Genomic DNA, 12279 nt, shown 5'->3' with positions numbered 1-12279 from the left:
GCGCGACATGCACGCTGCGGCATCCACCGGTCAGCGTGCGGAGAATCGCCGGAGTTGTGCCCGGTCGGTAGCGTGGGCGGATGGAACCGGACCGCCTCCACACCCCGCACCTCGAACTGTCCGCGCCGACGGCGGCGGACGTGGCGTCCATCCACGCGGAGTGCCAGGATGCCGACCTGCAGCGCTACACCACGGTGCCGTCGCCGTACCTCCTCACGGATGCCGAGCGCTTCGTCGAACTGACCGCCCGCTGGTGGGGCGACGGTACGGAGCCGACCTGGGCGATCCGCCGCGACGGGCGCCTCGCGGGCATGATCGGGCTGGCGAGGTTCGACACCGGCGCCCCGGAGATCGGGTACTGGATCGCCCGCGACGCGCGGCGGCAGAGTGCGGCCAGCGAGGCCGCGGCGGCCGTGATCGACTGGGCGTTCGCCGACGATCGCCCGAGCATCGAGCGGATCGAATGGCGCGCCGTCGTCGGCAACATCGGCTCGGCGCGCACCGCGCGGCGGCTCGGGTTCCGTTACGAGGGGCTGTTGCGGCGGGCGCACGTCAACAGCCTCGGACGCGCCGACCTGTGGATTGGAGGCCTGCTCCGGCACGACGAACGCGTACCGCAGGAGTGGCTGCTCGACCTGGGCTGAGTGGCCGCACAACTCCGGCACATCCGCCGGGCTCCGCGGCATCCCCGCCTCTCCGCCCACACGTGCAGGAGTTGTGCCCGGGCGGCCCGCCCCCGCGCACCTCCGGCGTCCCCCGCCCGGCTCGGGCATCCGCACCCCACCCAGACCCGGGCATCCACTCCCCACCCCGCGGCAGCCGCGCGAGCCGTCGGGCCAGCCGCACAACTCCGGCACATCCGCCGGGCTCCGCGGCATACCCGCCTCTCCGCCCACACGTGCAGGAGTTGTGCCCGGGCGGCCCGCCCCCGCGCACCTCCGGCCTCCCCCGCCCGGCTCGGGCATCCGCACCCCACCCCGACCCGGGCATCCACTCCCCACCCCGCGGCAGCCGCCGAGCCGCCGGGCCGGGCCGCACAACTCCGGCACATCCGCCGGACTCCGCGGCATCCCCGCCTCTCCGCCCACACATGCAGGAGTTGTGCCCGGGCGGCCCCGTGCCGCGGACCTCGACGAGCGCCGCAAGACCCTGTCGAATGTCGGAAGGGGATGCCACGATGGCTCCATGCCCGAGATGCCCGAGGTCGAAGGACTCGTCGAGTTCTTGCGCGGTCGTGTCGCGGGGTTGACGTTCACGAAGGCCTCGATCGCCGCCATCAGCGCCCTCAAGACGTACGACCCCCCGATCGACGCGCTCGTCGGCTCCGCGGTCACCGGGGTCGAACGGCACGGCAAGTTCGTCGACATCGCCGCCGACAGCGGCATCCATCTCGTGTTCCACCTGGCGAAAGCGGGCTGGCTGCGCTGGTACGACGCTCTGCCCTCGACGATCATCAAGCCCGGCAAGACCCCCATCGCGCTGCGCGTGGGATTCGACGACGGCTCCGGGTTCGACCTCACCGAAGCCGGCACGAAGAAGTCGCTCGCGGTGTACGCCGCACGCTCCCCCACCGACGTCCCGGGGATCGCCCGGCTCGGCCCCGACCCGCTCGACGCGGCTCTCGACCGCGACGCGTTCGCCGCCCTGCTCGCGGGCCGTCGCACCCAGATCAAGGGCGTGCTGCGCGATCAGGCGATCATCGCGGGCGTCGGCAACGCCTACTCCGACGAGATCCTGCACGCCGCCAAGATGTCGCCCTACGCCCTCGCGGCCACCCTGACCGACGCCGAGATCGACACGCTGTACGCCGCGATGATCGCCACGCTGACCGAAGCGATCGAGACCGCGCGCGGCAAGCCGCCCGCCGATCTGAAGGATGCCAAGCGCCGGGGCATGCGCGTGCACGGGCGCCGCGGCGAGGCGTGCCCGGTGTGCGGCGACGAGGTGCGCAGCGTGTTCTTCGCCGACAACTCCCTCGAGTACTGCCCGACGTGTCAGACGGGCGGCAAGATCCTCGCCGACCGGCGGCTGTCGCGGCTGCTGAAGTAGCACGGTTTCGCCCCGAGTCGGCGGGAATGAATCCGTGTCGGCGGTGTTGATTAGACTTCGAACAAGCAACACGTGCTCCGGGGTCGGTGAGAATCCGAACCGGCGGTGACAGTCCGCGAACCCCTCCGCATCACGCGGTGGGGCCGATCCGGTGGAATTCCGGAACCGACGGTGATGAGGCGAGCGATCGTCTCTAGTCCGGATAGGAGGCAGCACGGTCGGCGCGCCGCGCCGCCCTGCGCTCCTTCCCCGTTCACGACGGGAAGGACAGGGAAAGATGGCATCCGCCGCCGAAGCAGACGCGATGCGCCGTGCGCTGCGTCTCGCGCGGAACGGCCCCCGCGGGCTCAACCCCCAGGTCGGCGCCGTCCTCCTCTCGCCCGCGGGCGAGGTGCTCGCCGAGGGTTACCACCGCGGCGCCGGAACCCCGCACGCCGAGGTCGACGCCCTGTCGCAGCTCACCCCCGGGGCGGCCCGCGGCGCGACCGCCGTCGTCACCCTCGAACCCTGCAACCACACCGGCCGCACCGGCCCGTGCGCGGTCGCCCTCCTCGAGGCCGGTGTCGCGCGCGTCGTCTACGCGCTCGACGATCCGACCGACGCTGCGACGGGCGGCGCCGACCGCCTCCGCGGCGGCGGCGTCGATGTCGAAGCGGGCCTCGAGCGCGACGCCGCCGCCGACCTCGTGCACGACTGGGTGCACCTGCAGCGCACCGGTCGCCCCGTCGTGACCGTCAAGTGGGCGCAGAGCCTCGACGGCCGCGCCGCCGCCGACGACGGATCCAGCCAGTGGATCACCGGGCCCGCCGCCCGCCGCGACGTGCACGAACGTCGCGCCGCCGCCGACGCGATCCTCGCCGGAACCGGAACGGTCCTCGCCGACGACCCGGCGCTCACCGCGCGCGCCCACGACGGCTCGCTCCTGCCCGACCAGCCGGTCCCGGTCATCGTCGGCGAAAGCCCGATCGCACCGGATGCCGCGGTGCACCGGCACCCGCACGAGCCGCTGATCTTCCCCACCCGCGACCTGGCCGCCGTGCTCGACGACCTCGGCTCCCGCGGCATCCAGCGCATCTTCGTCGAGGGCGGTCCGACCCTCGAGAGCGCCCTCGTGCGCGACGGCCTCGCCGACGAGGTGCTCGTCTACGTCGCCCCCGTGCTCCTCGGCGGGTCCCGCCTCGCGCTCGGCGACGTGGGAGTGCCCACCATCGACGCCGCGCGGCGGCTCGAGGTGGCATCCATCGATGTGCTCGGCGACGACATCCGCGTCGTCGCCCGTCCCGTCCACGACCCCCAGGGAGATCTCTGATGTTCACCGGAATCGTCGAAGAGATCGGCGAGATCACCGCCGTCGAACCCGCCGGCGACGGCGTGCGCGTGACCGTGCGGGCACCGCTGGCGGTGTCGGATGCCGGTCACGGCGACTCGATCTCGGTCAGCGGCGTGTGCCTCACCGTGGTCGAGCAGGGCCCCGACTGGTTCACCGCCGACGTGATGAAGCAGACGCTGGACATGTCCACGCTCGCGGACGTCGCCGCCGGCCGCGCGGTCAACCTCGAACGCGCCACCGCCGCCCACGGACGCCTCGGCGGCCACGTCGTCCAGGGCCACATCGACGGCACGGGCATCGTGCGCGAGGTGCGACCGGGCGCACAGTGGAGCGTCGTGCGCATCGGCATCCCGGCCCACCTGGCTCCGCTCGTGGTCGACAAGGGCTCGATCGCGATCGACGGCGTCTCGCTGACTGTGAGCGCCGTGAGCGACGCCGCCGACCCCGAGCCGTGGCTCGAGGTGTCGCTCATCCCCGAGACGCTCGAGGCGACGACCCTCGGCCGCGCCGAAGCGGGCTCCCCCGTGAACCTCGAGACCGACATCCTGGCCCGGCACGTGCAGCGCCTGCTGGCCTTCCGCAGCACCGAGAATCCCGCGGCCGCGGCCGCATCGACCGAGAGGGGCTCCGCATGAGCCTGTCCACCATCCCCGAGGCCCTCGAGGCCCTGCGCGCCGGACGACCCGTTCTCGTCGCCGACGACGAGAACCGCGAGAACGAAGGCGACGTCATCCTGTCCGCCCAGCTCGCGACCCCCGAGTGGATGGCGTGGACCGTCCGCTGGTCCAGCGGCTACGTGTGCGCGCCGATGCCGTCCGACTGGGCCGACCGCCTCGACCTGCCGCCCATGGTCGAGGTGAACCAGGACGCCCGCGGGACCGCCTACACGGTCAGCGTGGATGCCGCGACGGGCGTGGGAACCGGGATCAGCGCCGCAGACCGCGCGCGCACCCTCACCGTGCTGGCCGACCCGTCGTCGATGCCCTCGAGCCTCATCCGCCCCGGCCACGTGCTGCCGCTGCGCGCCGTCGACGGCGGCGTGCGCGAGCGCGCCGGGCACACCGAGGCGGCCGTCGACCTCATGCGTCTGGCGGGCCTGGAGCCGGTCGGTGCGATCGCCGAGGTCGTGGCCGAAGACGGCAGCATGATGCGTCTGCCCGGACTCCTCGAACTGGGCGAGCGCGACGGCATCCCGGTCATCACGATCGAGCAGCTCATCGCGTACCTCAACGAGACCCAGCCCCTGGACGCCACCCCGGCCCCGCGGCGCCGCGTGAGCCTGCGGGCCGAGGCGAACGTGCCGACCTCGCACGGCACGTTCCGCTTCCTCGCGTACAAGGACCGCATCACCGGGACCGACCACCTCGCGGTCGTCTCGGGCGACCTCTCCGACCAGGCCCCGCTCGTGCGCGTGCACTCGGAGTGCCTGACCGGCGAGGCCTTCGGATCGCTGAAGTGCGAGTGCGGTCCGCAGCTGGATGCCGCCCTCGACACGATCGACCGCGACGGCGGCATCGTCATCTACATGCGCGGCCACGAGGGGCGCGGTATCGGCCTCATCAACAAGCTGCGCGCCTACAGCCTGCAGGAGCGCGGCCTGGACACGGTGGATGCCAATCTCGCCCTCGGTCTGCCCGCCGACGCGCGCGACTACGCCGCCGCCGCGGGCATCCTCGCCGACCTCGGCGTCGAGAAGGTGCGCCTGCTGACGAACAACACCGACAAAGTCGCGCAGCTGCGCGGCTTCGGTCTCGACGTCGTCGAGCAGGTCCCCCTGCTCGTGGGCGTCGGCCCCAACAACCACCAGTACCTCGAGACGAAGCGCGACCGCATGGGTCACGTCATCGCCGAGGACGACCTGCGCGACGCGCTCGCGCACATGAAGGAAGGACTCGTCTGATGGCGGGCAGCGGAGCACCTGAAACCGGCGGCATCGACGCGAGCGGACTGAACGTCGTCGTGGTCGCAGGGACCTGGCACGAGGTCATCACCGACGGACTGATCGCCGGGGCCCGGCGCGTCCTGGATGCCACGGGCGCGACGTACCGCGTCGTGCGCGTGCCGGGTTCGTTCGAGCTGCCGGTCGCCGCGGTGGCGGCGTTCGAGGGCGGGGCCGACGCGGTCGTGGCGCTCGGTGTCATCATCCGCGGTGGCACGCCGCACTTCGAGTACGTCTCGTCGGCGGCCACCGACGGCCTCACCCGGGTCGCGATCGACGCCGGCAAGCCCGTCGGCTTCGGCGTCCTCACCCTCGACGACGAGCAGCAGGGACTGGATCGCGCCGGGCTCGAGGGCTCGAAGGAAGACAAGGGCGCCGAGGCGGCCGACGCCGCCCTGCGCACCGCCCTGGTGCTTCGCGAGCTCCGCGGCTGAGCGCTGCGAGGCGCGCCTCCCGTCGCGGTGAGGTGCGCCTTGCTGGCGCCGCGCGCGCGGCATCCCTAGGGTGACGGGCATGGAGATCCTGCGTCATGTCGTCGTGCTCGTCCACCTCGTGGGCTTTGCCGTGCTCTTCGGAGCCTGGATCGTCGATGCCGTCTCGCGCCGCGCGCGGATCACTCCCCTGATGAACTACGGCCTGCTGATCTCCCTGCTCTCGGGCCTCATCCTCGCGGCACCGTGGGGCATGACGTACGAGCCGAACTACGTCAAGATCGGCGTGAAGCTCGTCGTGCTCATCGTCATCGGCGCGCTGCTCGGGATCGGTTCGGCCCGGCAGAAGCGCACCGGCGCGGTGCCGCCGATCCTGTTCTGGCTCGTCGGTCCGCTGACTCTGCTCAACGCGGCGCTCGCGGTCCTCTGGCGCTGACCCCCCGGCCACGACGCCCCGCAGGACGAGAGCGTAGACTGGAAGGTCTGGACCCCCACCCGGGTCCACCCCGGTGCCCCCCGCCGCGCGCCCGGATGCGCACACCTCCGCCTCCGATCCCGCGCCACCGTTGCGCCCTCACGACGGACGCGATCGCTCGATCTCTCGTCAGGCAGTCATGATCTCCTCCTCTCCCACCGTCCGCTCGTCGTCGGCCCCGGCCAACCCCCGCTCGCGTGTCATCACCGCGAGCCTCATCGGCACGACGATCGAGTTCTACGACTTCTACGCGTACGCCACCGCGGCGGTGCTCGTCTTCCCCATCCTCTTCTTCCCCACCGGCAACGAGACGACCTCGCTCCTGCTGTCGTTCAGCGTGTTCGGCGCGGCGATGGTCGCGCGTCCGCTCGGCGCCGTCGTCTTCGGCCACTTCGGCGACCGGTTCGGGCGCAAGGCCACGCTCGTGGCATCCCTTCTCACGATGGGGATCGCGACGTTCCTCATCGGCTGCCTCCCGACCTACAACGAGATCGGCGTGTGGGCGGCCGTCCTCCTGCTGATCATGCGTCTCGCGCAGGGCTTCGCGCTCGGCGGCGAATGGTCGGGCGCGGCGCTCGTCGCGACCGAGAACGCCCCGACGGGCAAGCGCGCGTGGTACGGCACGTTCCCGCAGCTCGGCGCTCCGATCGGCTTCATCATCGCCAACGGCATCTTCCTCACCATCAACTTCGCCCTGCCCCACCCCGACGGCACCGCCCAGCGTTCGGAAGAGTTCCTCGCGTGGGGCTGGCGCGTGCCGTTCCTGTTCTCGGCGGTCATGGTCATCGTCGGCCTGTGGGTGCGCCTCAAGCTCGTCGAGAGCGAGTCGTTCGCGAAGGCCGAGAAGAGCGGCGTCATCCGCAAGTTCCCGCTCGGCGAGGTCATCCGCCGCAACTGGGTGCAGCTGATCCTCGGCACGTTCATCATGCTGGCGACGTACGTGCTGTTCTACCTCATGACGAGCTTCACGCTGTCGTACGGCACCAAGCCGACGCTCGAGAGTGCCGCCGCCGCGGCCGAGAAGGCCGGCACCCCGTTCGATCCCGCCGCCTACGTTCCCGGCCTCGGATTCGGGTACACGGACTTCGTCATCATGCAGATCATCGGCGTGGTGTTCTTCGGCGTCTTCACCCTGCTCTCCGGCCCGCTCGCCGACCGTTTCGGTCGCAAGCGTCTGCTGATCGGCGTGACGATCGCGATCATCCTGTTCGGCCTGACCTTCGCGTTCTTCCTGCTGCCGCAGACCGACGCGAACCTCACGCGCGTGTACGTGCAGGCGTTCCTCATCATCGGGTTCCTGCTGATGGGCACGACGTTCGGACCCATGGGCGCGGTGCTGCCCGAGCTGTTCCCGACGAACACGCGCTACACCGGCTCGGCGATCTCGTACAACGTCTCGTCGATCCTCGGCGCCGCCCTCGCCCCGATCGTCGCCGTGGCGCTGTGGGCCGCGGGCGGCGGGAACCCGTGGCTCGTCGGGGCGTACCTGTCCGTGATGGGTGTGCTCACCCTCATCGCGGTGGCCCTCTCCCCCGAGACCAAGGACGTCGACTACGACGACAACCTCGCCGCCGCGGCGACCGCTCCGTGACCCGGACCAGCGGATGATCGGATGCCACGGGGCCTCGGCCTCGTGGCATCCGTCGTTCCCGGGGCGCGGGGCGTCAATTCACGTTGACGAATGCCCGTTCGTCAACGTAAATTGACGACATGAACGACACGACCCGCACCGCCGTCGATGGAACCGGCGACGACGAACCGCTGGCCGAACTCCGCCGCCTCCAGGCGGTGCGGCAGGAGATCGCCCGCGTCGAAGAAGCCCAAGTGCGGCGCGCCCGTCTGCGCGGACACTCCTGGGTCTCGATCGCCAGCGCACTGGGCGTGTCCAAACAGGCCGCCCACAAGAAGTACGGTCGAATCTGATCCCCCTCACAGAACGAGGTGAGCATGTCTGTGTCCTCTCCCGCTCGCGGCCGCCGCGGCCGCCGTGCACCCGAAGGCCCGCGCGCGTCCTTCCGTCAGTTGCTGCCGTTCCTCCTCGAGCACCGCCGCACGCTCATCGTCGTCGCGGTACTGAGCGTGCTGGGCGCGGCTGCGACGCTGGTGCAACCGCTCCTGGTCGGCGAAGTGATCTCTCGCGTGCAGAATTCGGTGCCGCTCGGGCTCCTCGTCTGGATGCTGGTCGGGTTCGTCGTGCTGTCGTCGCTCATCTCGGGCTACCAGCACTACCTGCTCCAGCGCACCGGTACCGCGGTGGTCTACTCCAGCCGCCGGCGGCTGATCTCCCGGATCCTGCGCCTGCCGATCAGCGAGTTCGACGCGCGCCGCACGGGCGACCTCGTATCCCGCGTCGGGACCGACACGACCCTGCTGTACGCCGTGCTCACGCAGGGACTCGCGGATGCCGTCGGCAACGCGCTCATCCTCGTCGGGGCGATCGTGGCGATGGCGTTCATCGACCCGCTGCTGCTCGGGTTGATCGTGCTCGTGCTCGGGGTCTCGATCGCGACCGTGGTGGTGCTGAGCACGCGCATCCGCACGGCCTCGGCTGTGCAGCAGGCCAAGGTCGGCGAGCTCGCCTCGGGTGTCGAGCGGGCGGTCGGCTCGATCCGCACGATCCGCGCGTCGGGGGCGACCGAGCGCGAGGTCGAGACGGTCACCGCCACCGCGACCGCGGCCTACGACGCGGGCGTCCGGATCGCGAAGGTGTCGGCGCTCATCGTGCCCGTCGCGGGGATCGCCCTGCAGGTCTCGCTGCTCGTGGTGCTGGGCGTGGGCGGTTTCCGCGTGGCATCCGGGGCCATCGACGTCGCGGCGCTCGTGACGTTCGTGATCTTCCTGTTCCTGCTGGTGCAGCCGCTCGCCTCGGCGATCGGGGCGATCACGTCCGTGAACCAGGCGCTGGGAGCGCTCGGCCGCATCCAGGAGGTGCTCGACCTCCCGCTCGAGGAGGACGGGGACCGGCCGGGTGCCGTCGAACCGCGGACGGATGCCGCTGCCATCGAGTTCCGCGACGTCCGGTTCCGTTACCCCGACAATGTCGTCCAGGCGCGCGAGGCCGCGGCGAAGGAGGCGCGCTCGGTGCTCGCGCAGGCGCACCTCGACCGCGCCGCCGACGAGACCGTGACGGAAGCCGAGGAGACCGAGCGAGAGGTGCTGCGGGGGGTGTCGTTCACCGTGCCGCGCGGATCCCGAGTCGCGCTGGTCGGCCCCTCCGGCGCCGGCAAGAGCACGGTGCTGTCGCTCGTGGAACGCTTCTACGACCCCACGGGCGGGGCGATCCTCATCGACGGCGTCGACGCGCGCGACCTCCCGCGCGCGGACCTGCGCGCGCGATTCGGCTACGTCGAGCAGGACGCCCCCACCCTGGCCGGCACGATCGCCGACAACCTGCGCCTCGCTTCGCCCGCGGCATCCGATGCCGAATGCGAGCGGGTGCTGCGCGCGGTCAATCTCGGCGATGTGCTCGAGCGCGATCCACTCGGCGTCGACGCCCCGGTCGGCGAGGACGGTGTCATGCTCTCGGGCGGCGAGCGTCAGCGCCTCGCGATCGCGCGAGCGCTGCTGGCCGCTCCCCCGGTGCTGCTGCTGGACGAGTCGACGTCGTCGCTGGACGGCGTCAACGAACAGCGCATGCGCGAGGCGATCGACGCCGTCGCGACCGACCGCACGCTCCTCGTGATCGCGCACCGCCTGTCGACCGTCGTCGACAGCGATCTCATCGTGGTGCTCGAGAACGGCCGCGTCGTCGGCCAGGGCACGCACAGCGAGCTCGTGGCATCCGTCCCCCTCTACCGCGACCTCGCGAAGCACCAGCTGTTGGTGTGAGCGCGGGGCGGGGCGCCGCTGGGCGCGGCGGGGCCCGCTTCCCGCGGGGCGGGTGCCGAGACTGCATTCGCCTGACATCTCCCCCGCAGCGTGCAATGGAGATGTCAGGCCGGTGCAGTCTCGCGGATTCTGCGCCCCCGCCACGGCCCGCACCGCCGCCCGCCCGCAGACAGGACGACGCCCCTCCCGCGCGCCAAGAGCAGGGAGGGGCGTCGAGTCGGTGGGGCTACGCGCGCTGCAGGCGGTAGCGGAGCGCGGCGAGCTCGGCACGCAGGGCGGCCGGAAGGTGGCTCCCGAAGGTGTCGAAGAACTCCTCGGTCAGGTCGGCCTCGGCCAGCCACGACGCCGTGTCGATGGCGAACAGCTCCTCGAGGTCGGCGGCCGGCAGGTCCAGGCCCGACAGGTCGAGGTCCTGCGTCCGGGGCAGGCGGCCGATGGGGGTGTCGACGGCATCGACCTGGCCGTCCACCCGGCGGATGATCCAGTCGATCACGCGCGCGTTGTCGCCGAACCCGGGCCAGAGGAAGCGGCCGTCGTCGCCCTTGCGGAACCAGTTGACCTGGAAGATCCGCGGTGCGCGGTCGAAGCGGAGCTTCTCGCCGACCTTCAGCCAATGGGCGAAGTAGTCGCCCATGTTGTACCCGCAGAACGGGAGCATCGCGAAGGGGTCACGGCGCAGCTCACCGACGGTGCCCTCCTGCGCCGCGGTCTTCTCACTCGACACCGTCGAGCCGAGGAAGACGCCGTGCGACCAGTCCGTGGCCTCGAGAACCAGCGGCACGTTCGTGGCGCGACGCCCGCCGAACAGGATGACGTCCAGCGGCACGCCCTCGGGAGTCTCCCAGTCCTGCGCGATCTGAGGGCACTGCGCGGCGGCCACGGTGAAGCGCGAGTTGGGGTGCGCGGCCGGCCGGCCCGAGGCGGGGGTCCAGTCGTTGCCCTCCCAGTCGACGAGCTGCGGGGGCGCCTCGTCCGTGAGCCCCTCCCACCACACGTCTCCGTCGGGGCGGAGCGCGACGTTGGTGAAGATCGTGTTGCCCCACAGCGTCTCGACCGCGGTGACGTTGGTCGACTCACCGGTTCCGGGGGCGACACCGAAGAAGCCGGCTTCGGGGTTGATCGCCCACAAGCGCCCGTCCTCACCGGGACGGATCCACGTGATGTCGTCGCCGAGGGTCTCGACACGCCACCCGGGAATGCTCGGGCGCAGCATCGCGAGGTTCGTCTTGCCGCAGGCCGACGGGAACGCCGCCGCCACGTGGTACGCCTTGCCCTTCGGGTCGATGACGCGGATGAGCAGCATGTGCTCGGCGAGCCAGCCCTCGTCGCGGCCGATGACCGAGGCGATGCGCAGGGCGAAGCACTTCTTGGCCAGGATCGCGTTGCCGCCGTACCCCGAGCCGTACGACCACACCTCGAGCGTGTCGGGGAAGTGCACGATGTACTTCTCGTCGTTGCACGGCCAGGCGACATCCGCCTGCCCCGGGGCCAGCGGCGCACCGACCGAGTGCACGGTCTTCACCCACGGAGCACCCGCGGCGATCTGCTCGAGCACCGCCGTACCCACCCGGGTCATGATGCCGATGGATGCCACGGCGTAGGCGCTGTCGGTGATCTGGACGCCGATGTGGCTGAGCGGTCCGCCGACGGTGCCCATCGAGAAGGGCACGACGTACATCGTGCGCCCGCGCATGGACCCGGCGAAGACGCCCTCGAGCGTCTCGCGGATCTCGGCCGGAGCGATCCAGTTGTTGGTGGGGCCGGCATCCTCTTCGCGCTCGGACGCGATGTAGGTGCGCGACTCTAGCCGGGCGACGTCGCTCGGGTGCGAGCGCGCCAGGTACGAGCCGGGTCGCCACTCGGGGTTGAGCTTGATGAGCTTGCCCTCGTCGACCATCTCGCGCAGCAGTGCGTCGTTCTCGGCCGCCGACCCGTCGACCCAGTGGATGCGATCGGGCTGCGTGAGGGCGGCGACCTGGTCGACCCAGGCGACGAGTGCGGCCAGGCCCGGGCCCTCGATCGACGGACGGGTGCCGTGGCCGGCGTGGGTCGGGCGAACCGAGGCCGCGGCGGAGCGATCGGCGGAGCGGCCCGGGAAAATGTCGGCGAGTGCCATGTCGATCTCCTCGATTGAGAGCGAATTCGGTGGTCTTCCTCCACTGTGCGGCTTGTCGCTGCGACTTTCATCTCCATCGCGGCACAAGAATCGATGATCTTTCGCTATCGT

The 12279-nt window shown here is 71.3% G+C and carries 11 protein-coding genes and 1 riboswitch; of the genes, 10 read left to right on the top strand and 1 reads right to left on the bottom strand.

Annotation, left to right across the window (positions count from 1 at the left end; translation table 11 throughout):
* Positions 1–80 precede the first annotated feature (80 nt).
* The 10 genes from AC3E6M_RS09590 to AC3E6M_RS09545 all read left to right on the top strand — a co-directional run bounded on the left by AC3E6M_RS09590 (position 81) and on the right by AC3E6M_RS09545 (position 10052).
* Positions 81–644, top strand: a complete 564-nt coding sequence (locus tag AC3E6M_RS09590; protein ID WP_138178058.1) for a GNAT family N-acetyltransferase — start codon at positions 81–83, stop codon at positions 642–644.
* A 541-nt stretch (positions 645–1185) separates the two neighbouring features.
* On the top strand, positions 1186–2049 hold the full coding sequence (locus AC3E6M_RS09585; RefSeq protein WP_138178060.1) for an Fpg/Nei family DNA glycosylase: 864 nt from the start codon (positions 1186–1188) through the stop codon (positions 2047–2049).
* Between the two features lie 69 nt (positions 2050–2118).
* Positions 2119–2268: riboswitch (FMN riboswitch) on the top strand.
* 58 nt (positions 2269–2326) lie between these two features.
* Positions 2327–3358 (top strand): bifunctional diaminohydroxyphosphoribosylaminopyrimidine deaminase/5-amino-6-(5-phosphoribosylamino)uracil reductase RibD, encoded by a 1032-nt coding sequence (gene ribD / locus AC3E6M_RS09580; RefSeq protein ID WP_138178062.1) that lies wholly within the window; start codon positions 2327–2329, stop codon positions 3356–3358.
* A complete protein-coding gene (locus tag AC3E6M_RS09575; RefSeq protein WP_138178064.1) occupies positions 3358–4014 on the top strand; it encodes a riboflavin synthase in 657 nt (218 codons plus the stop codon). Before ribD ends, AC3E6M_RS09575 begins: the two co-directional genes overlap by 1 nt.
* Positions 4011–5279: a GTP cyclohydrolase II gene (gene ribA, locus AC3E6M_RS09570; protein WP_138178066.1), complete on the top strand. Its 1269-nt coding sequence runs from the start codon at positions 4011–4013 to the stop codon at positions 5277–5279. The genes AC3E6M_RS09575 and ribA overlap by 4 nt, the downstream gene beginning before the upstream one ends.
* Positions 5279–5752 (top strand): 6,7-dimethyl-8-ribityllumazine synthase, encoded by a 474-nt coding sequence (gene ribH, locus AC3E6M_RS09565; RefSeq protein WP_138178068.1) that lies wholly within the window; start codon positions 5279–5281, stop codon positions 5750–5752. The genes ribA and ribH overlap by 1 nt, the downstream gene beginning before the upstream one ends.
* A gap of 79 nt (positions 5753–5831) precedes the next feature.
* On the top strand, positions 5832–6185 hold the full coding sequence (locus AC3E6M_RS09560) for a Fe-S protein (protein ID WP_138178070.1): 354 nt from the start codon (positions 5832–5834) through the stop codon (positions 6183–6185).
* Between the two features lie 178 nt (positions 6186–6363).
* On the top strand, positions 6364–7815 hold the full coding sequence (locus tag AC3E6M_RS09555; protein WP_138175256.1) for an MFS transporter: 1452 nt from the start codon (positions 6364–6366) through the stop codon (positions 7813–7815).
* A 119-nt stretch (positions 7816–7934) separates the two neighbouring features.
* Positions 7935–8147, top strand: coding sequence for an AsnC family protein (locus AC3E6M_RS09550; protein ID WP_138175258.1), 213 nt, complete (start codon positions 7935–7937; stop codon positions 8145–8147).
* A gap of 24 nt (positions 8148–8171) precedes the next feature.
* Positions 8172–10052: an ABC transporter ATP-binding protein gene (locus tag AC3E6M_RS09545; RefSeq protein ID WP_138175260.1), complete on the top strand. Its 1881-nt coding sequence runs from the start codon at positions 8172–8174 to the stop codon at positions 10050–10052.
* Positions 10053–10278: 226 nt separating this feature from the next.
* On the opposite strand, the gene AC3E6M_RS09540 is transcribed toward AC3E6M_RS09545, so the two are convergent.
* Positions 10279–12168 (bottom strand): phosphoenolpyruvate carboxykinase (GTP), encoded by a 1890-nt coding sequence (locus AC3E6M_RS09540; protein ID WP_490529729.1) that lies wholly within the window; start codon positions 12166–12168, stop codon positions 10279–10281.
* Positions 12169–12279 lie beyond the last annotated feature (111 nt).

Source organism: Microbacterium sp. SCPM-O-B-15248 (M128), from assembly GCF_058214835.1.
Note: the sequence above shows the minus strand (reverse complement) of the source record. Positions and strands in the feature narration are given on the sequence as shown.